The 19,298-nt window shown below is 58.3% G+C and carries 19 protein-coding genes; 7 read left to right on the forward strand and 12 right to left on the reverse strand.

Annotated features, from left to right (window positions below; all coding sequences use genetic code 11):
- The 4 genes from IEW17_RS10960 to IEW17_RS10975 form a co-directional block, all read right to left on the reverse strand.
- Nucleotides 1-273, reverse strand: a 273-nt coding sequence (locus tag IEW17_RS10960; protein WP_188562086.1) for a transposase family protein, incomplete at its 3' end; no start/stop codon positions are given.
- A 381-nt stretch (nt 274-654) separates the two neighbouring features.
- Complete coding sequence (locus IEW17_RS10965; protein ID WP_188562087.1) at nt 655-1,569, reverse strand: TIGR01777 family oxidoreductase; 915 nt, start codon at nt 1,567-1,569, stop codon at nt 655-657.
- Between the two features lie 108 nt (nt 1,570-1,677).
- Entirely contained in the window at nt 1,678-2,337 is a 660-nt protein-coding gene (gene folE / locus IEW17_RS10970) for a GTP cyclohydrolase I FolE (RefSeq protein ID WP_188562088.1), read from the reverse strand.
- A complete protein-coding gene (locus tag IEW17_RS10975; RefSeq protein ID WP_188562089.1) occupies nt 2,330-2,737 on the reverse strand; it encodes a 6-pyruvoyl trahydropterin synthase family protein in 408 nt (135 codons plus the stop codon). Before IEW17_RS10975 ends, folE begins: the two co-directional genes overlap by 8 nt.
- A gap of 264 nt (nt 2,738-3,001) precedes the next feature.
- Between IEW17_RS10975 and IEW17_RS10980 the strand changes: the two genes are divergently transcribed.
- Both IEW17_RS10980 and IEW17_RS10985 read left to right on the forward strand, forming a co-directional pair.
- Nucleotides 3,002-3,709 carry a hypothetical protein gene (locus IEW17_RS10980; RefSeq protein ID WP_188562090.1) on the forward strand — a complete coding sequence of 236 codons (708 nt, stop codon included), beginning with the start codon at nt 3,002-3,004 and terminating at the stop codon, nt 3,707-3,709.
- 153 nt (nt 3,710-3,862) lie between these two features.
- Complete coding sequence (locus tag IEW17_RS10985; RefSeq protein WP_188562091.1) at nt 3,863-4,267, forward strand: hypothetical protein; 405 nt, start codon at nt 3,863-3,865, stop codon at nt 4,265-4,267.
- A 113-nt stretch (nt 4,268-4,380) separates the two neighbouring features.
- On the opposite strand, the gene rplS is transcribed toward IEW17_RS10985, so the two are convergent.
- The 8 genes from rplS to IEW17_RS11025 form a co-directional block, all read right to left on the reverse strand.
- Entirely contained in the window at nt 4,381-4,776 is a 396-nt protein-coding gene (gene rplS, locus IEW17_RS10990) for a 50S ribosomal protein L19 (RefSeq protein ID WP_188562092.1), read from the reverse strand.
- A gap of 167 nt (nt 4,777-4,943) precedes the next feature.
- On the reverse strand, nt 4,944-5,618 hold the full coding sequence (gene trmD, locus IEW17_RS10995; protein ID WP_188562093.1) for a tRNA (guanosine(37)-N1)-methyltransferase TrmD: 675 nt from the start codon (nt 5,616-5,618) through the stop codon (nt 4,944-4,946).
- A gap of 73 nt (nt 5,619-5,691) precedes the next feature.
- Complete coding sequence (gene rimM / locus IEW17_RS11000) at nt 5,692-6,264, reverse strand: ribosome maturation factor RimM (RefSeq protein ID WP_188562094.1); 573 nt, start codon at nt 6,262-6,264, stop codon at nt 5,692-5,694.
- Between the two features lie 95 nt (nt 6,265-6,359).
- Entirely contained in the window at nt 6,360-6,911 is a 552-nt protein-coding gene (locus IEW17_RS11005; protein ID WP_188562095.1) for a 30S ribosomal protein S16, read from the reverse strand.
- 159 nt (nt 6,912-7,070) lie between these two features.
- Nucleotides 7,071-7,826, reverse strand: coding sequence for an acyl-CoA desaturase (locus IEW17_RS11010; RefSeq protein WP_188562096.1), 756 nt, complete (start codon nt 7,824-7,826; stop codon nt 7,071-7,073).
- A 202-nt stretch (nt 7,827-8,028) separates the two neighbouring features.
- The gene (locus IEW17_RS11015; RefSeq protein ID WP_188562097.1) at nt 8,029-8,739 is read right to left on the reverse strand and encodes an RluA family pseudouridine synthase; all 711 of its coding nucleotides are present in this window, start codon (nt 8,737-8,739) and stop codon (nt 8,029-8,031) included.
- Nucleotides 8,740-8,994: 255 nt separating this feature from the next.
- Entirely contained in the window at nt 8,995-9,810 is an 816-nt protein-coding gene (gene panB / locus IEW17_RS11020) for a 3-methyl-2-oxobutanoate hydroxymethyltransferase (RefSeq protein WP_188562098.1), read from the reverse strand.
- 150 nt (nt 9,811-9,960) lie between these two features.
- A complete protein-coding gene (locus IEW17_RS11025) occupies nt 9,961-12,855 on the reverse strand; it encodes a putative LPS assembly protein LptD (protein WP_188562099.1) in 2,895 nt (964 codons plus the stop codon).
- Nucleotides 12,856-13,032: 177 nt separating this feature from the next.
- On the opposite strand from IEW17_RS11025, the gene IEW17_RS11030 reads away from it, so the two are divergent.
- From IEW17_RS11030 to IEW17_RS11050, 5 genes are all read left to right on the forward strand, one after another.
- On the forward strand, nt 13,033-13,893 hold the full coding sequence (locus IEW17_RS11030; protein WP_308420613.1) for an N-acetylmuramoyl-L-alanine amidase family protein: 861 nt from the start codon (nt 13,033-13,035) through the stop codon (nt 13,891-13,893).
- Nucleotides 13,894-14,013: 120 nt separating this feature from the next.
- On the forward strand, nt 14,014-15,030 hold the full coding sequence (locus tag IEW17_RS11035) for an MlaD family protein (RefSeq protein ID WP_188562100.1): 1,017 nt from the start codon (nt 14,014-14,016) through the stop codon (nt 15,028-15,030).
- A gap of 162 nt (nt 15,031-15,192) precedes the next feature.
- Entirely contained in the window at nt 15,193-16,821 is a 1,629-nt protein-coding gene (locus IEW17_RS11040; protein WP_188562101.1) for an acyl-CoA carboxylase subunit beta, read from the forward strand.
- 29 nt (nt 16,822-16,850) lie between these two features.
- Complete coding sequence (locus IEW17_RS11045; RefSeq protein ID WP_188562102.1) at nt 16,851-17,282, forward strand: FEKKY domain-containing protein; 432 nt, start codon at nt 16,851-16,853, stop codon at nt 17,280-17,282.
- Nucleotides 17,283-17,754: 472 nt separating this feature from the next.
- Nucleotides 17,755-18,903, forward strand: coding sequence for a hypothetical protein (locus tag IEW17_RS11050; RefSeq protein ID WP_188562103.1), 1,149 nt, complete (start codon nt 17,755-17,757; stop codon nt 18,901-18,903).
- Nucleotides 18,904-19,298 lie beyond the last annotated feature (395 nt).

Below are 19,298 nucleotides of genomic sequence, written 5' to 3' on the forward strand. Positions count from 1 at the left end.
CCAGCTCAGAAAAGCGGCGTTGAAAGCCGCCGCGTCCAGGTGCTCGAACACGCGCCGGAACGTCTCAGCCGTGGGTACGCCGTTGGGCAGGTCCAGGTGGCGGGCCAGCACGGCCTGTTTTTGCTGGCCGAAAACGGCCATTTCTTCCACGTCATCGGCCCCGCTGAGCACGGCCAACACACTGATAACTAAAATAGAAAGCAATGGATGACGAAAGTTGCCGCCCGGCCGCCGGTAGTCCGGCACCTGGGCTAAATGAGTGAGCAGCGACATGCGGGCAAAGGCCCAAATTTACGCCCAATGCTAAATGTGTTTAGTCTGCATCCGCAGTGGTGTATTCGCCTACCAACTTTAAGTCATCGATGGCAATATGACAAGTAGCCTCTCCAGCAATGGTTAGAACAATTTGTCCGCTTTCAATAAGTGCCAAGCCCTAATTAAACGAACAATGAAGCCGGTGTAATCACTTGGTTACGAGAACAAAAGCTAATAGCTATTAGCTAAAAGATAGTGGCTTGGCACTTAGTAACCTTAGTTAAGCTCTGCTCCAGGTCATTCGACTTCATAGTATCAAAACCAAAATTGAGAAGGTCGCTTGGGAAGGACACCGTTTAACTGTGGCTAGACCTTGGTTTTGAATCGAAAAGAATTAAGTTATGCCCCCGCATACAGCGCCTCCAACGCCCCGCGCAGCACCGGGTACTCAAACGCGAAGCCCTGCGCTAGCACCTTGGCCGCGCTCACGTTCTGCGAGGCCAGCACGATGTCGCTCATCTCGCCCATGGCCAGCTTCAGGCCAAATGCCGGCACCTTGGGCAAAATCAGGGGTCGGTGCAGCACTTCGGCCAGCACTTCGGTGAAGGCCTGGTTGGTGGCGGGGTGGGGGGCCACGGCGTTATAGGTGCCCTGCCAGGCCGGGTTTTCCAACATGGCGATGAACAAGCGGCACAAGTCATCGAGGTGAATCCAGGACATATACTGCTTGCCGCTGCCCAAGGCCGCGCCCGCGCCCAGCTTCACGGGCCGGGCAATCTGGGGCAGGGCCCCGCCCGCCGTGCTCAGTACCACGCCAATGCGCGGAATGACCGTGCGGATGCCCAGCGCCGCGATGGGCGCGGCCGCCAGTTCCCACTGCTGCGATACGTCGGCCAGAAAGTCGTGGGTGGGCAGGGCCGGGGGCGTTTCTTCGGTCACCAGCCGGTCGCCGGCATCGCCGTAAATGCCCACCGCCGAGGCCGAAATAACGGCCCGCACGTGGTGGCCGGGCTTGGCTAGCTCGCGAGTGAGCAGGGCTAGACCGCCCAAGCGACTGGTCATAATGTCGCGCTTGCGCTCATTGGTCCACTTGCCATCGGCCACGCTGGCTCCGGCCAGGCTCACGATGTAGTCGGCGTAGGGCACGGCCGCTTCGTCAATCGTGCCCGTTCGCGGGTCCCAGCGGAAGCCCTGGAAATGGCTGCTCTTGGCAGGTTCCCGGCTCAGCAAAGCCACTTCGTAGCCGCTGTCAATTAGCATTTCAGCCAGTCGGGTACCAATAAGGCCGGTACCGCCCGTGATGAGAACCTTCATTTTTAACGCTTAATGGTTAACAGTCAGTGGTTTGTAGCTTTCAACAGGCCGCCAGTTAGTGGTATCAACCAGCAACGTTAACCATTAACCACTAATCACGGGCCGCTACTACTTCCCTATTTGCCGCAGAAACTCCCGCCGCAGGGCTTCGTCGGTGGCAAAGCGGCCGCTGTATTCACTCGTTAGGGTCGAGCTGCTGGTATCATTCACGCCGCGGCTCATGACGCACAGATGGTCGGCTTCGATGAGGACGGCCACGTTGTCAGTACCCAGGCTTTGCTTTAGCTCCTCGGTAATTTGGCGCGTGAGGCGCTCCTGCACCTGCGGGCGGCGGGCGTAGTGCTGCACTACCCGATTGAGCTTGCTCAAGCCCACCACGTGGCTGCCCGGTAGGTACGCCACGTGCGCCTTGCCAATAATGGGCACAAAGTGGTGCTCGCAGCACGAAAACAGCGTAATGTCTCGCTCCACCAGCAGCTGGTGGTAGTCGTAGCGGTTGTCAAACATCCGCACTTCCGGTCGGTTTTTCGGGTCGAGGCCCTTGAACCATTCCTGCACGTACATTTTGGCTACCCGGCGCGGGGTGCCCGCCAGGCTGTCGTCGGTCAGGTCGAGGCCAAGCTCGCGCATGATGGCCTCAAAATGGCCACTGATGGCTGTAATCTTGGCTTCGTCGTCGTGCGCAAAGGCATCGTCGCGAAGTGGGGTGCGCAGGCCCGCGGGCAGGTACGCGTCGGGTGCCGGGGCCGGCCCGGAAGGGTTATCCATGGTATTCTACAAAGTTACGGTCCGTCTCATAGAGCGTGACCGACAGGGCCAGGTCTGCCGCCAGGTGCTGGCGGAGGCGCTGCCAAATTACAACGGCGATGTTTTCGGCCGTGGGGTTGAGGGTCCGGAATTCTTCCGTATCCAGGTTGAGGTTTTGGTGGTCGTAACGGGTCAGCACTTCACGCTTGATGAGGTCGCTTAGGCGCTTGGTATCGTACACGTAGCCCGTCTCGGGGTCAACGGTGCCGGTCAGGCGTACGGTTAGGTTGTAGTTGTGCCCGTGGTAGTTGGGGTTGTTGCACTTGCCAAATACCCGTTGGTTCTGCTCGTCGCTCCAAGCAGAATTGTGAAGGCGGTGGGCAGCGTTGAAATGCTCGTTGCGGCAGATAGTGACTTGCATAGGCGCCTACAACCCCCACTAGGTAAGCTTTGTTGCGGACGCGTGGGAAGCAACGCTAAGATTTTCTTTAATCGGTCACTATGCTATAATTTGCAAAGCATAAGTATGATTTAATCAATAAAAAAACCAATATCTTAAAAAAACCAATGCTTTACGTGAGTTGCATCGAATAAAGGGCCTAAATTTGAAAAGCCGGATAACGGTACTATCGCCAACGACCTTTCGACCGACCATTTTTAAAGCTCTAACAAGCTACTATTTACCATGAAACGAAGCCTACTCATCCTACTCCTTGTATGCCTGGCTACGCTAGGCGGTTATGCCCAAAAATCCCCTGTGGATGAGGCAGATATGACTATTAATAATATTCCCCGCAAAGGTCAGCGCGTCAGCATGCAGCTTGATAACCGTCGGGTAGAAGCGGCCTGGCTCAAGCAGCTGAGCGAGAAGTTTGGCAGCAAGGTGAAGAACACTAAGGGCATCCTGACGATGGACGGCGTGATTATCGAAGAAATTGCACCTAACCCTATTCGGGTCATCAGCAAGGTAGACGCCTCGCCCACCGGCACTGCCGTGTGGTGGAGCATTGACCTGGGCAGTGCTTACCTGGGCAAAGACGCCACGCCCGTACAGTGGAAGTCGGCCGAGAAGTACCTGAAGGACTTCGCCCGCATGATGTATCGCGAAGACTTGGTGTCGCAGATTTCCGAAGCCGAGCGTGCGCTGATTGCTTCGCAGAACAACAATGCGGCTGTTATCGAGAAGCAGAACAGCATCAAGAAGGACATTGATAAGAACAAGCTCCGCAAAACTGAAATTCAGCAGCAGCTGGCCGGCAACGCCGCCGAACTGCAGCAGCTCAACAACCTTATCGACCTGAACCTGAAAGAGCAAGAATCTTCGCGGGGCGACATCGTCAACATGCGCATCTCCCTCGAATCAGTGAAGGAGCGAATGAACAAGATTGAATAATTAGCCCAACGGCACACTTTTCGTTGGTGGCCAAGAGCCCTGTCGGTATCGGCAGGGCTTTTTGTTTGGGCAATTGGCCCAACCCCACGGGCCGGAACTACGTTGAGAAAAGCAGCGGCACTCTTTCTGCCGCGTACCTCAATACCCTTCCCCATGGAAAAGACCGAAGTTCAAAACCAAGTCCACTTAGATAGCGCCATTCACCTCCTCGCCGGCGACCTCACGCAGGAAGCCGACCGTGCCGGCCTCGACAACCATTTTCAGCGCTGGATTGAAGACCTGAAAGCTGCCAGCAACCCCGCCTTTCACCAACTCGTGGTCGACATGCAGGCCCTAAAAGCGCACTTTGGCAGCGGCACGCTCGATGTAGACATTATCGCCCCCCTGTTGGCCCGCTTGGGTACCAACACCACCCAGGCCGCTAATTTCGCCGAAGGCAACACCGCACCGCGCGTAGCCAAGCTGGGCGAGGTGCTCAGCGCCGTAGCACAGCAGATGAAAGGCGGCACGGCCACGCCCGATGGCACTGTACCGCAGGATATGTCGTCGCACAACTAGGTTTTAGGAATGCATGGGCCGGATTCGCCCGGCCCCGTAACCAAAAAGAGCCAGTCCCACATGTGGGACCGGCTCTTTTGCTATGCACAGCAGCCTTTCGGCTGCGGCAATCCTTATGCTACGGTAGTCTTGGCCTTGTTCTTGGCTACCGGGTTCAGGCGACGCTCCTTGATACGGGAAGCTTTGCCCGACAGACCGCGGAGGTAGAACAGACGGGCACGACGTACTTTACCGCGACGCACAACCTCGATTTTCTCGATGTTAGGCGACAGCAGGGGGAAGATACGCTCAGTGCCGATTTGGTTAGAAATCTTGCGAACCGTGAAAGTTTCGCCGTTGGAGTTCGGATTACGACGCTGCAGTACCACGCCCTGGAACTGCTGGATACGCTCCTTGTTGCCCTCGCGGATTTTCACGTGCACGTTCACGGTGTCGCCAGCGGCGAACTGGGGGAAGCTGGCGCGGCGCTCATGCGATTCGGCCTGGATAAAGTCAAGTAGTACGCTCATGGCTGAGAAAATTGCGAAAGACGGCGCCGCCGTCGGGATTGTTATTTTACGAAACGGAGCGCAAAGATAGCGCTTTCCGGTGAGGTTAGCAAGTGGTTTTCAGAACAAGCTTCCGCTTGCGCCCTGATTTGCTGCGAATTCAGGGTCAGAACAAGCGGAAGCGTGTTTTACGAGAGTAAATCGGGCCGGCGGGCCAGTGTTCGGGCCAGGGCTTGGTCGTGTCGCCACTCTTCAATTTTGGGGGTATTGCCCGAGAGCAGGATTTCCGGCACGACCTGTCCGCGCCACTCTGCCGGGCGGGTGTACACGGGCGGGGCCAGCAAGTCGTCCTGAAAAGAGTCGGACAGCGCCGATTCTTCGTTGCCCAGTACGCCGGGGAGCAGCCGCACCACGGCATCAACCAGGATGGCGGCTCCCAACTCGCCACCGCTCAGCACGTAGTCGCCCACGCTGATTTCGTGGGTGATATAGGTCTGCCGAATTCGCTCATCAATGCCCTTGTAATGGCCGCAGAGCATGATGATGTTGCCCAACAGCGACAGCCGGTTGGCCAGCGGCTGGCGCAGGGTTTCGCCGTCCGGCGTAAGGTAGATAACGGCGTCGTAGGAGCGTTGGGCCTGCAGCTCGTCCATCCAGGCCGCGATAGGCTCCACGCGCAGCACCATGCCGGCCCCGCCCCCAAACACGTAGTCGTCAATCTGGCCGTGCTTGTTGATGGCATGCTGGCGCAGGTCGTGCACGTGGATTTCGGCCAGGCCTTTTTCCTGCGCCCGCTTCACGATGGAATGGGCAAAGGGGCTGACGAGCAACTCGGGCAGGCAAGTGAGGATGTCGATTCGCATGATGATGGGTAGCGGGGACTTTGCGAGTCCGCGCATGATTCATTTAAGCGCGGACTCGCAGAGCCCACGCTACTTATTCTTCGTCGGCCTCGTCCTGCTGGCGGGTGGTGGGCTTGAGGTAAATATCGAGCAGGCCTTCGGGCAGGTTGACGTAAATCTCCTTTTTCGCTTGGTCGGCGTGGCTCACCAGCTCGTTCACTACCGGAATCAGCACTTCCTGGCCTTGATAGCGCATGGCCAGCATGTCCTGCTGGGGTAGCTCGTAGAAGTTCTCCACGGTGCCCAGGGGGCCCAGGTTTTCATCGACCACGGTGAAGCCGATAACGTCGTGGAAGTAGAACTGGTCGTCGTCCAGCTCGGGCAGGGCGTCGAGGGGCAGGTGGAGCTGGGAGCCGCGCAGGGGCTCGGCGTCCTCAATGCGGTCGATGCCGCGCAGCTTCAGCAATACTTTGTTGCCGGCCTGGGGCTGCACTTTCTCTACTTCGTGGGCTACCAGCTTGGTGGGTGCACCGGCCAGGGTGAGGTACACCGTTTTGAGCTTTTGGTAGGCGGCAACGTCGTCCACGTCAAAGTGCGCCACTAGGTGGCCGCGCAGGCCGTGGGTTTTGATGAGGTAGCCGAGCTGATAGGTTTCGTCGATGGTCATGGCGGGGGAGAGGGGTTAACGAAAAAGAGTTTGGGGGTTGCCAGCCGGTCCGGCTCACAACTCCCAAACTCTTTCGGTTTTCAGAAACCTAAAAACTACTCGGCAGCAGCTTCGGTCGTCGCTTCTTCGGCCGGAGCCTCGGTAGCTTCCTCGGCGGCAGCAGGAGCGGGCGTGTTGGCAGCCAGCAAAGCGGCAGCTTTCTGACGCTGTGCTTCGGCACGAGCTTCTTTCACCTTGGTTTCGGCGGCCATAGCAGCGGTGCGAACCTCCGCTTTAGCATCTACCAAGCCAGTGCGCTTGCCTTCGATTTTGGCGTCCTTCTCGTCTTTCCAGGCGGTGAAGCGCTGGTCGGCTACGTCCTGGGTGATGGCACCCTTGTCGACACCCAATTGCAGGTGACGACGGTAGAGCACGCCGCGGTAGCTGAGCATGGCCCGAACGGTGTCGGTGGGCTGAGCACCGGTCATCATCCAGTAAAACGCACGGTCGGCGTCGTAGTTGATAGTGGCGGGGTTGGTGTTGGGGTTGTAGGTGCCGAGTTTCTCGATGAAACGGCCATCGCGGGGAGCGCGGGCGTCAGCTACTACGATGTCGTAAGTCGCGGCCTTCTTGCGGCCACGACGGGCGAGGCGGATTTTAACTGCCATAAACCGTTGGGGTTTGGTGCGACGGAACTCGTCCGTCTGATGAAATATCCAAAAATTTGGAGTGCAAAGGTAACGTTTAGTCAGGGAATTAGCTAGCCAGAAAACAAAAAAGCGCTGGCAATGCAGCCAGCGCTTTTTTGTCTTATCCAGGAGTTTGGTTTAAGCCGGTATGGATACCCGCTTGGCCACTTTCCTTTTCAGCTTAATTACGCCTACTTTGTCCAGCGTCCAGATGACCGAATAAGTAGGGTCGAGCTCCCACCACTTCACGCCGAAGTTGACGCGCATGGGCAGCTTGTGGTGGTTGTTCTGGAACAACTCGCCAAAGGCCAGGAAATCGAGGGCTAGCGTGTTGCGCGATTTGTCGTTGTTATCAAAGTTCTGGTAGCCGTATTTGTGGCCGCCCCAGTTCACGATAGCGCCGTGAATAGGACCCATCAGGAAGTGAATGGGCAGCAGCAGGTACTGCCACCACGCCGTGGCGAAGTTGATGTAGAATAGCACGTAAACCGTGCCCCAGCCCAAGCGGGAGTACACCGTGCCACCAAACTTGTCGAGCCACTTCCACTCCGGAATGTCGCCTTCGAAGCGTTTGGCTCCTTCGTGCACATCCTTCACCACGTCGTTGTAAATCACCTTGGTTTTCCACATCATGTCGAACGCATTGTTCGAGAAGTGCGGCGAGTGCGGGTCCAGCGCAGTATCGGAGTAAGCGTGGTGCATGCGGTGCAGCAGCGCGTAGGCCCGGGGCGAGAGGAAGCTGCTGCCCTGGCAGATGTAGGTGAAAGCGAAGAAGAACCGCTCCCAGAATTTATTCATCGTAAACATCTTGTGCGCCGCGTAGCGGTGCAGGTAAAATGTCTGCGTGAACAGGGACAAGTAGTAATGGGCAACGAAAAATATGAGAATGGCCATAGGAGCTGTAATGGGAAGCTGACCGCACAAGCAAAAAGCCTGGGCTAAGGTTCAGCAGCGATAACGCAAAATTACGGCCAGCACGTAGCGAGGCGGTATTTCGGTCTGAGAAGGCCAAAATCTTGCACGTAGCCCGGGCTTTTGGCCCGCGATAAAGCCAGTAGGCCGAAGTGGCAAACCGTGCACTAAAAGTCCGCGCTACTTACTGGTAGTAGGCCCGGGCGGCGTCCCAGTGCGGCGCGTCGGGCAGGGGAGCCACGAACGTCATCATCTCCTTTGTGACGGGGTGCTGCAATTGCAGCTGGCGGGCGTGCAGGGCAATGCTCACGTCGGGCAGCGGCGCGATGAAGCCGTATTTCACATCTCCCACAATTGGAGTGCCGAGGCCCGTGGCCAACTGGGTCCGAATCTGGTGCGGCCGGCCCGTGATGGGGTTCACCTGCAGCAGGTAGCGGTTGCCGGCCATGCCCAGCAGCTCGTAGTTGAGCTCGGAGCGCAGGCCTTGGGAGTGCTTTTCGGGGTAGGCTTTGGTAACGTTGCGCACGGTGTCTTTCACCAGCCAGTGCACCAAAGTGCCGCTTTCGGGCACGGGCGGCCGGCCGGTGAGGGCCCAATAGGTTTTGGTCATCAGCGAGTCGCGGAACATTTCGTTCAGGCGGCTCAGGGCTTTGCTGGTTTTGGCCAGCACCACGATGCCCGACACGGGGCGGTCGATGCGGTGGCACACGCCCACAAAGGCCTCGCCGGGCTTCTTATACTTGAAGCGCAGGTACTCGGCGGCTTTTTTGGAGAGGGGTTCGTCGCCGGTGGCATCGCCCTGCACGAGTAGGCCGGCGGGCTTATTAATGACGAGAAGATGGTTGTCCTCAAACAGAATTTCTCTGCCTTCGGACCAGATATTGGGACGATTCAAACGGCGGGCGGGATTTTGGGTAGTCGCAGGAGCGGGCCAGGGCCCCTCGGGGGCTACTGCACGTCGTCAGACCACACTCACTGGGCGCTCCGCTCTTGCTTTTTAGTAAGGCGAAGATACGAAGGGGCGCGGAAGTGGGAACGCCTGTCATCCTGAGCATTTTGCGAATCAAGCAAAGCTGAAGGACCTTATCACGGCCGAACGAGTCGTTGCAACGTGATAAGGTCCTTCGCAAGCTCAGGATGACAAACGTTGTTAGTAACCTTCCTCTTTGTTGGGGAATTCGCGGCTTTTTACATCAGCTACGTAGTGCTGCACGGCTTCGGTCATGATGTCGTGCAGCTCGGCGTAGCGGCGCAGGAAGCGCGGTTTGAACTCCTTGGTAATGCCGAGCAGGTCGTGTACCACCAGCACCTGACCGTCCACGTCGGGCCCGGCTCCAATGCCGATGACGGGAATGGTCAATTCCTCGGCTACCTGCTTGGCGAGAGAAGCGGGGATTTTTTCGAGTACCAGGCCGAAGCAGCCGATTTCCTGGAGCAGGCGGGCGTCTTCGAGGAGCTTCTGGGCTTCGGCTTCTTCCTTGGCGCGCACGCTGTAGGTGCCGAACTTGTAGATGGACTGCGGCGTGAGGCCGAGGTGGCCCATGACGGGGATGCCGGCCGTGAGAATGCGAATGATGCTGTCCTTCACCTCCGCGCCGCCTTCGAGCTTGACGCCGTGGCCGCCCGACTCCTTCATAATGCGAATGGCCGATTGCAGCGCCACCGACGAATTGCCCTGGTAGGAGCCAAACGGCATGTCCACCACCACGAAGGCCCGCTTCACGGCGCGCACCACGCTCTGAGCGTGGTATATCATCTGGTCGAGGGTGATGGGCAAGGTGGTTTCATGGCCGGCCATGACGTTGGAGGCCGAGTCGCCGACGAGTAATACGTCGATGCCGGCCCCGTCCAGAATCTGGGCCATCGAAAAATCGTAGGCCGTGAGCATGGAAATTTTTTCCCCCCGCTCCTTCATGGCCAGCATTTGGTGGGTGGTAACAAGTTTGACTTCCTTATGCTGAGACATGGTGGGTGTGCGGGAGCAGCGTTTGTAGGGTGAGGGGCCGTTTGGCGGGGCAAAGCTGGTAACAATTTCGTTATCCGGCACCGTTGCCCACCAAAAAGCCCCTGGCCGAAGCGCAGAGGCTGATGAGAACCAGGCCGACGGAGCCGGACGTTACTGGTTTTGCGGGGTGCGGTTGCGGTTGAGCTTGAGGTCTTGCAGCAGGCTGCTTTTGGCCGCGATGGTGAAGTTGTAGCCCTTGAGCGGCCCGATGGGCACCCATATGCCCGTGATTTGCCAGCAGTGCAGGTCGCGGGTGAAGGCCAGGTTGGGGTAAACCAGTGTCTGGCTGGCGATGTCGTAGTTCAGGTTGTAGCTGAAGCGCAGGTTTTCGGTAAGCTTCACCGAGCCCGTGCCGCTGATGGTATGGGCCGAGAACAGGCGCGGGCTGGGGTCGGTGCGCCGCAACGGAATGGGAATGGTGCTGTAAGTGGCCGAATAGCTCAGGTTCAGCTCCCACGGAATGTCAAAGTCTACGTAGTCGGCGTAGAAATTGGCGGTGCCCACGGTGCCCAGGGTAGGGTCGTTGCTGGGGGCCACGGCGCGCTTCACCACGCTTTTGCGCTGGCCGGTGGCGGGATTGAAGGCGTAGTTGGCCTGCAGGTTGGCGGTGGTGAGGCGGAGCAGGCGGCGTGGGTTGGCTTCAAACAGGTATTTGTCGATGGGCACGCCGCGGCTGTCGCGCTGATAGGGGTCAAAGTCAGCGTTACTATTCAGGGTCAGCTTCTTGGAGATGGCAGTACTGAAAGCCACGCGCAACGGCGACAGCTTGAAGGCGGGTCGAAGGAAGTCGTAGCCGAAGGAAAAGTCCAAGTTGCGGAACAAATCGACCTTTTTGAAGGGGTTCAGGCCGGTGGTGTCGTTGGGGTCGCGCACCTTCATCTCCAGCGCATTTTGCAGCGTGAACGACAGCTGGCTTTGCGCGCCTCCGCCGGGGGCAGTAGTCAGGAAGCCATTGTAGCGGTCAAACGTATTGAAGGGTAGCTTGGTGAGGTCCCCAAGGTTGGTAAACGAGCCGGGCAGCACCTTCTTGGGGTCTTCAAATACACTTGTGCGATTGGTCAAATTGGGAGCCACGTTGTAGTTCAGGCTGGGCGTCACCTTGTGGCGCAGGGCCTGAACCTTGCGCACGCCCTTGCGCACCACCGTGCCGTAGAATGCGGTGTTCAGGCTGAGGCCGCCTGAGTAACGGTTCACGCGGTTGAAACCATAGGTAGTATCAATGCGAATGGCCTGCGCCACGGGTTGGTAACTGTAGCTAAGCCGCTGGCTGTACCACACCTCGCCGTAGGTAACGGAGGGCGTAAGCTTGAAATACTTGGCCAGGGAATAAGAGCCCAGGCCGATGTTGAGCGTGTGCTCGGCACTGTTGCGGGAGTTTTTCAGCAAGTTGCCAAGGTTGGAAAAGCTGATGGGAATCTGGCTATTCTCGGTGGTGCCGCCTAGTAGGGGCAGGCCGTTGGTCAGGGTGCGGGGCGTCACGATGTTTGTCAGCTGGTTGCTGGCCGTGCCGGTGTAGCTCACCGTGAGCTGCTCATAAAACTCCTTCAGCTTGCCGCCGGGCTTGATGCCGAACCACTGGTAGGGGTACTGCCGGGCGATGCCCATGGTCAGGCTGGGCAGGGTGAAACTCATCGTGCCCTCGGTGCCCTGGCTTTGGGCCAGGCGCACGTCGTAGTTCACGGGCGAGTTGCGAATCTGCTTGGAGTAGCCCACGCTGGAGTTGTACTGCGTAGTGAGGTAGCGCCGGGCATCGAGGCTGTTGACCCGGTTGAAGCTGCTGGTGCCGGCCTGCACGCTGGCCGTGAAGCGCCCGCCGCCGGGCTTGGCCACGGGGTTGTGGCTCCAGGTAATCCAGAATGAATTGGCAGCGGGCGGCTTGATGTAGCCAATGCCCAGGCCCTGGTTGTCGCGCTGCACAAGGGGCTGCAGGGGCCGGTTCGAGAAGCGCAGGTTGAAATTGCCCTGGTAGGTGTAGCGCTTCAAATACGATATATCGGCCGTGGCCCCAAAGCCGCCGAACGTCTGGGCGTTGCCGGCGTAGATGTCGCCGGTGAGGCGCACGCCGATGTAGTCGTTCGGGGCGAAGTAGTAGCCGCCGTTGGTAAGGAAATAGCCGCGGTCGGCGGCCTGCCCGAAGGTTGGAATCAGCACGCCCGAGCCCCGGTTCTTATTCGGCGTGGGGAAGAAGCCAAACAGGAAGCCCAGTGGCGTGGGCACGTCGCCAATCACGAGGTTGAACGGCCCGGTCACGACTTTGTCGCCCGGAATCATCTTCATCTTCTTGGCCTGAATGTAGAAGTGCGGATGCTCCAGGTTGCAGGTGGTGTAGCGCCCCATCAGGCCGTTGATGTCGCCATTGGGCAGGCGCTTGATGGTAGCGGCGCTCACGAAGCCCTCGCCCTGCGTGGTCACGGCCTCGGTCACCTTGGCCTTCTTGCTCTTGAAATTGTAGGCGATGCTGCCGGCCGTGTACAGGCCGCCTTTATCCTTAAGCACGGGCCGGCCCATCAGCCGGTTTTTCACGCTGTCCAGCTTGCCCTCGGCCTGCATGGTGTTGGTGCCGTAGTTCACGGTGATGAGGGCCGCCTTGAGGTCGGTGTCGCCATACACCACGCTGGCCCCGTTGTAGAGCCGGGCCACCTTGTTCGTCACATCAAACTGGATGGAGTCCTTGGCGGTGTAGTTGATGGTGGTTTCAATCTGGCCCCTGCGCCGGGCGGCCAGCTGGAGCGAGTCGCCGGCGCGGCTCACGCCATTCACTAAATTGGTGGTGTCGGTGGGGGAAGTGCCGGAGCCGGGAGCCAGCGGGTCGCCGGGCACGGCTTTGTGCGATGCGCCGGGAATGCGCGACTGGCCGGTGTTGCGCACGCCGGGGGGCGGCGGCCCTTGCGGGTCGCGCGGGTCGGGCGAAATCATCCGCACGGGTGGGGTGGGGGCACTGCCGGCGCGGCGCTTAGGTGCAACCTGGCCCCAGGCCGAACCCGGGCCGATGAGCAGCAATAGCACGAGTAGAACTAGCTGACTGAGGCCGCCCCACGCCGGTGCCGCCCGGTGGCATCGGGCCTCAAAACAATGGCCAAAGCAAACAGACAAAGTAGTATAGCAGTTAAATCGTTTACTTTTGGGGCTAGTTACAGCTCATTACAAAGGTAGCAAGTCGCTACCGCCCCTTCAACGAACATCGTGCGGATTATTGTGACCTGGGCCAGCGCCGCCCTTTTGCTGCTGGGCGCCGGAAGTGGCGAATGGAAAGCCGAGGCCCAAACCCCGGCTGATTCCACGCGCATCGCCCCCGATTCGGCCCTGGCGGCCCCGGCCGTTACGGTTCCGGAATTGCCCTACCGCTACCGCCTGCGCACCGTGGTGCTCGATGCCGGCCACGGCGGCAAGGACCGGGGCTGCGCCGGGGCTTCGGCCCGCGAGGCCGACGTGGCCCTGGCCCTGATTTTGGCCCTGGGCAAGCAAATTCAGGAAAACCTGCCCGACGTGAAGGTGATTTACACCCGTAAAACCAACGTCTTTATCGAACTCGACGAGCGGGCCGCCATCGCCAATCGCAACCACGCCGACCTGTTCATCTCCATTCATTGCAACGCCGGCCCCAGCCAAAGCCACGGTACCGAAGTCTGGACCATGGGCCTGCACAAAACCGACGCCAACCTGGGCGTGGCCCAGCGCGAAAACGCGGTTATTCTGCAGGAAAAAGACTATCAGAAGCGCTACGATGGCTTCGACCCGCGCTCGCCCCAAAGCCACATTCTGTTCTCGCTGTTCCAGTCGGCCTACATCACCAATAGCCTGCGCTTCGCCCAGCGCGTGGACAGGCAGCTGCGCACCACCGTCAATCGCCCCAGCCGCGGCGTGAAACAAGCCGGCTTCCTGGTGCTTTGGAAGTCGACCATGCCGGCGGTGCTCATCGAGTCGGGCTTTCTCACCAACCCCGCCGAGGAGCGGTACCTCAACGAGAAAGCCAATCAATCGTATATGGCCGCAGCCATCTACCGGGCCTTCCGCGAATACAAGCGCGAGCTGGAAGGTGGCTAGCTTCGGCCGGTGTATAAGCAGTTGAGTGAGTAGCTTCGGCTGAAACCGTCATTTGCACTGTTTACTCAAACGCCTTGTTCACTCCTACACTCATCCACCCATTCACTTATCCATCTTCCCGTGTCTAAAGAAATAAAAGTCGGGCTGCTCGCCATTGTAGCCATTGCCGCGCTCGTTATCGGCTTCAACTTCTTGCGAGGTAGCAATTTGTTCTCCAGTGCCAGCACGTACTACGCAACTTATCCCAACGTAGAAGGCTTGAACGTGGGCGCGCCGGTAATTCTCAACGGCATTAAAGTGGGCCAGGTGAAAAACCTGGAGTTGCAGCCCGACAAAGGCAACGTGGTGCGGGTGGCCCTGGAAATGCAGGAAGGCGTCGTGCTGGGCGACTCTACGTTGGCCAGCCTCGGGGGTACGTTACTGGGGTCCAAGACCATCTCGCTGACCCTGGGCCGAAACGGCAAGATTTTTAAGGGCGGTGAGGAATTACGGACGCAGTCGGACACGGGCATCGCTGGCCTAGCCACGGCGCTACAGGCCCGCGCCCTGCCCGTGCTTTCCAGTCTCGACTCGACGTTGCGGCACGTGAATAGCATTATCAACAAAGATGCCCAAACCAACATCCAGGGTACTCTGCTTAGCGCCCGCAACAGCACCGAGGCCTTGCAGCGCCTCATTGAATCGAATCAGCGCAACATCAACCAGATTACCAGCAACCTGGTCCAGATGAGTTCGGCCCTAAACAAGACCACTACTAAGCTTGACCGCATCGCCGTAAACTTCTCGCAGCTGTCTGATTCGCTCAAGGATGCCCCTGTGGGCCCAGCCCTGCGCCGCCTCAACGCCACCATGGCCGAGGCCCAGAGCACCGTGGCCAGCCTGAACCGCGCTCTGAACGACAAAAACAGTTCGATGGGCAAGCTGCTCAACGACTCGACGCTCTACAACAACCTCACCGCCACCACGGCCAGCTCCAACGACCTGCTGGTAGACTTCAAGGCCAACCCCAAGCGCTACGTGCACTTTTCGGTGTTCGGCGGCGGCAAGACCGACAAAACCAAAACGGAAGTTGAGACCACTACCACTAAGCCCAACGGCACCAAAACCGACACTGAGGTAAAAACAACAGTAAAGTAGAAACGCGCCAAGGTGTGTTCGGCGCGTGGCACTAACAATTGAACGTGCCTGCGCAACGCAACCGGAGAACACGCTAAGGCGCGTTCCTACACCGTACCTTTGAAATCCGCCTCCGGGCGGATTTTTTTGTGCCTATTCTTCTAAAATCCCACCCCGTTTTTTATGAACGTCGAGTTCAACCGCAACGAAGACCAACTCAAGCAACTTAGCTTCAATCTCAGCCAGAAATTCAAGAAGGTAGCCCTCGGCGGGGGTGAAAAGCGCATTGCCGCCCACAAAGCCAAGGGCAAGCTCACCGCCCGCGAGCGGATAGCCTACCTGCTGGATAAGGGTGCGGCCCAGGTCGAAATCGGGGCTTTTGCGGGTGAAGGGATGTACAAGGAAGAGGGCGGTTGCCCCGGCGGCGGCGTGGTGGTGGTCATCGGCTACGTGGCCGGCCGGCAATGCGTGGTGGTGGCCAACGACGCCACCGTGAAGGCCGGCGCGTGGTTCCCCATTACCGCCAAAAAGAACCTGCGCGCCCAGGAAATCAGCATCGAAAACAAGCTGCCAATTATCTACCTCGTGGACTCGGCCGGCGTGTACCTGCCCATGCAGGATGAGATTTTTCCCGATAAGGAGCATTTCGGTCGCATTTTCCGCAACAACGCGGTGATGAGCAGCATGGGCATCGTCCAGATTTCGGCCATCATGGGCCCCTGCGTGGCTGGTGGCGCGTATTTGCCCATCATGAGCGACGAGGCCATGATTGTGAACGGCACCGGCTCGGTGTTCCTGGCCGGCTCCTACCTGGTGAAATCCGCCATCGGCGAAACCATCGACAACGAGGCGCTGGGCGGTGCGAGCATGCACTCCGAAATTTCGGGCGTGACGGACTACAAATTCGATACCGATGAGGAGTGCCTGACCCACATCCGCAATATCTTCGACAAGATGGGCGGGCACGCCACGGCCGGCTTCAGCCGCGCCACTCCCGCCAAGCCCAAGCTGGACGAGCAGGAGCTGTATGGCACGCTACCTTCAGACCGGGTGAAGCCCTACGATATGATGGAAATCATCAATCGCTTGGTCGATAACTCCGAGTTTGAGCCCTACAAAGACCTGTACGGCCAGACGCTTATCTGCGGGCTGGCCCGCATTGATGGCTGGGCGGTGGGCATCGTGGCCAACCAGCGCAAAATCGTGAAGAGCAAGAAAACCGGCATGCAGATGGGCGGCGTCATCTACTCCGACTCGGCCGACAAGGCCGCCCGCTTCATCATGAACTGCAACCAGAAGCGCATCCCGCTGGTGTTTCTGCACGACGTGTCGGGCTTCATGGTGGGTTCGGCCTCCGAGCAGGGCGGCATCATCAAGGACGGCGCCAAGATGGTGAACGCCATGGCCAATTCGGTGGTGCCCAAGTTCACGGTTATCGTGGGCAACAGCTACGGGGCCGGCAACTACGCCATGTGCGGCAAGGCCTACGACCCACGCCTCATTGTGGCCTGGCCCACCGCCCAACTGGCCGTGATGAGCGGGGCCGCCGCCGCCAATACCCTGCTGCAAATCCAGGTAGCCTCCCTCAAAGCCAAAGGCGAAGTCATCACCCCCGAAGCGGAGAAGGAGCTGCTCGACCGCATCAAAGCCCGCTACGAGGAGCAGTTATCGCCCTACTACGCCGCGGCACGCCTCTGGGTCGATGCCGTGATTGACCCGCTGGAAACCCGTAAGGTGCTCTCGGAAGGGATTTCGGCGGCCAACCATGCGCCGATTGAGAAGGCGTATAACGTGGGCGTTATTCAGGTGTAGTAAACACGCACGTCAGATTTGTTTTAAAGATGAAACGCAAAAACCCCATCATTACAGTTGCATTCGGGTTTCTTTCTGCCGGAGCATTTGGACAGGCAGTTACGCTTACGGATGCACAAATCGGTAATTCCGGACCATCCAAATTGATTTTCGCTACACTGAATAATGGACGGTGTGAAGTAGCAGTGCAGTTAGCCGAAAAAGACATTGCTAATAAACTGCCTTTTTTGTGCCTATTCGGCAGTATTGCTCCAACGGTGATGGTGCCTTCCGATTTTCAATTTGAGCAAAAATTTCAAGTTCATTATTATGAATATGGCTGCTCACCTGCTGAAAATGTGTGCATGGTTGCTTATAATAGTCAGGTATTTAAGTACTTGTCTGATAAGTACGGGAACAGGTGGATGAAGCTGATTCGAAAAGATGCAATTGGGCTTGAAGAATGGAAGAAAAATAGGTAATCTACTTTCTGCCCTTTGCTGGCGCGAGTTTAGGCAAAGCCGTAACTCGTGCCGGGCCATGAGGTGGAGTTTGTAACTCCACTGCCTCAGCGCGGCAAGTTGGCAGTCGCGCCGCCAGCGGTACCCGGCCATTGTTCTGTTGCGAGGCGCAGCCTCGCCCGAAGGGTTTGTCACGAGTTACGCTCCGCTAAACTTGCGCCAGCGAAGGGTTCCAAACTCGCGAACCGGAGCAGCTACGAGAGTCTGGAGACTCGTGCCATTGGTTGGCCGGCCGTTACGCGCTGCGCGCTAAACGACGGCCAGCGGTAGTCATGATGGCGCTTGAGCAGCACTGGCCAGTGCAAGCAAAGCCTAGTGGTAGTTTTGTGTGCCGGACAGATACTGCTAGTACCAACCTCAGAAATATAGCTCGTGTCAGAGCTAGAATAAAAACGGGTCGTAGATTACGCCAGCTACATTTAAAGCTTCTTTTATGGCTAAGAAAGCCGTTGCGCTCAAGTCGCAGCTCGTTCACATCAAAGCCCTTGGTGCCGGTAATTCGGCGCTTTCCAAGGCTCAAAGGGAATTTAACCGCCTCACCAAGCGCATTGCTCAGGCCGAAAAAGACGTGACGGCCTACCGCGCGGCGGCCACTCTCATGCGCCAGCGGGTGCAGAACGAGTACCGCCCCCTGCAAGCCCGCCACAATGCCGCCCGCGCCGACCTCGTGCGCCAGCTCGACCACGCCCACGACCACTACAAGCTCACGAAGGGTGAGCGCCATAAAATCGTGGATATGATTGGCAGCGCCTGCTACGACCTGCTCGAACGCGGCCACCCCGAGCTGCAACCCATCATGGATAAGCATGCGCCGCCGCTCACGGCCCAGGAGGAGGCCGAGGCCGACAGGGAGATTTCCGAAGCCATGAAGGCGCTGTTCAGTGAGCGGTTTGGCATCGATTTCGACCCGGCGGTCGACGTGAGCACCCAAGCCAAGTTTCAGGCCTACGTGGCTCAGCAGATGGCCCAGCAGCAGGACCGCCAAGCGCAGGAAGAAGCCCAGGCCACCGAGCGCCGCGCCAAGCGCAAGAAAAGTCCCAAACAGCAGGCCGCCGAAGACCAGAAGCAGGCCGAAGAGAAGAATATTACCAAATCGGTGCGCGCGCTCTACATGGATTTGGTGAAGGCCCTGCACCCCGACCGCGAACCCGACGAAGCCGAAAAACTCCGCAAAACCGAACTGCTGAAGCAGGTCACCACCGCCTACCAGGCCAACGAGCTGTTGACCCTGCTGCGCCTTCAGCTCGAATTGCAGCGCATTGACCAGAGCCACCTCGAAAACCTGGCCGAAGACCAGCTCCGCTACTACAACAAGCTGCTGAAGGAGCAGGCTCGCGAACTCGACGAAGCTCTTTACCAGGAACAGATGGATTGGTCGGGCTTCACGGGCAAGCCGTATTTCTTCACCTCTACGCCCGCCGCGATGGAGTACGACTATCAGAGTCAATTCCAACTGATTAACCTGAAAATAAGGTCGCTGGAAGCTGAGGTGCTGGCTTTCGGGCACGACCCGGCGGCCCTGAAAATGTTTCTGAAGACCTATCGGATTCCCAAGCCGGGGGTCGGGCCACTGTTCGGGTAGCGGTAGTAGCGTGGGTATCGGCCGGCATCGGCCGGCATTTGAGTCACTGTAGGCCAACGCTGGAATGGGATTGGCTGCGCCGACCTTGGTTCGTAGTACCGTCCTGCGCCTCTAAAGCTGTTTAGAAAGTCAATTTTTTTGAGCGTTTGTCATCCTGAGCGCAGCGAAGGACCTTATCACGGCTACAACACGCTTGAACGAGACCGTTCAGTTGTGATAAGGTCCTTCGCTGCGCTCAGGATGACAGACTTCTTGACTTTCTAGGGCAGCTATTCAGCCAAATGCGAAAGCCGCTTCACCAGCGGCTTTTTTCGTGCCCGAAAAATAACTTCTTCCTCCTGCTCACAAAGTCAAAAACTAGTCGTACGTTTGTGGTGTACTAGAACATTAGTACA

Source organism: Hymenobacter frigidus, from assembly GCF_014640435.1.
GTDB classification, from domain to species: domain Bacteria; phylum Bacteroidota; class Bacteroidia; order Cytophagales; family Hymenobacteraceae; genus Hymenobacter; species Hymenobacter frigidus.

Bases quoted from the DNA above. Each gene is read 5' to 3' on its own strand.
- IEW17_RS10965 (WP_188562087.1), bottom strand. From the start codon at position 1,569: ATGAAGGTTCTCATCACGGGCGGTACCGGCCTTATTGGTACCCGACTG.
- folE (WP_188562088.1), bottom strand. From the start codon at position 2,337: ATGGATAACCCTTCCGGGCCGGCCCCGGCACCCGACGCGTACCTGCCC.
- IEW17_RS10975 (WP_188562089.1), bottom strand. From the start codon at position 2,737: ATGCAAGTCACTATCTGCCGCAACGAGCATTTCAACGCTGCCCACCGC.
- IEW17_RS10980 (WP_188562090.1), top strand. From the start codon at position 3,002: ATGAAACGAAGCCTACTCATCCTACTCCTTGTATGCCTGGCTACGCTA.
- IEW17_RS10985 (WP_188562091.1), top strand. From the start codon at position 3,863: ATGGAAAAGACCGAAGTTCAAAACCAAGTCCACTTAGATAGCGCCATT.
- rplS (WP_188562092.1), bottom strand. From the start codon at position 4,776: ATGAGCGTACTACTTGACTTTATCCAGGCCGAATCGCATGAGCGCCGC.
- trmD (WP_188562093.1), bottom strand. From the start codon at position 5,618: ATGCGAATCGACATCCTCACTTGCCTGCCCGAGTTGCTCGTCAGCCCC.
- rimM (WP_188562094.1), bottom strand. From the start codon at position 6,264: ATGACCATCGACGAAACCTATCAGCTCGGCTACCTCATCAAAACCCAC.
- IEW17_RS11005 (WP_188562095.1), bottom strand. From the start codon at position 6,911: ATGGCAGTTAAAATCCGCCTCGCCCGTCGTGGCCGCAAGAAGGCCGCG.
- IEW17_RS11010 (WP_188562096.1), bottom strand. From the start codon at position 7,826: ATGGCCATTCTCATATTTTTCGTTGCCCATTACTACTTGTCCCTGTTC.
- panB (WP_188562098.1), bottom strand. From the start codon at position 9,810: ATGTCTCAGCATAAGGAAGTCAAACTTGTTACCACCCACCAAATGCTG.
- IEW17_RS11040 (WP_188562101.1), top strand. From the start codon at position 15,193: ATGAACGTCGAGTTCAACCGCAACGAAGACCAACTCAAGCAACTTAGC.
- IEW17_RS11045 (WP_188562102.1), top strand. From the start codon at position 16,851: ATGAAACGCAAAAACCCCATCATTACAGTTGCATTCGGGTTTCTTTCT.
- IEW17_RS11050 (WP_188562103.1), top strand. From the start codon at position 17,755: ATGGCTAAGAAAGCCGTTGCGCTCAAGTCGCAGCTCGTTCACATCAAA.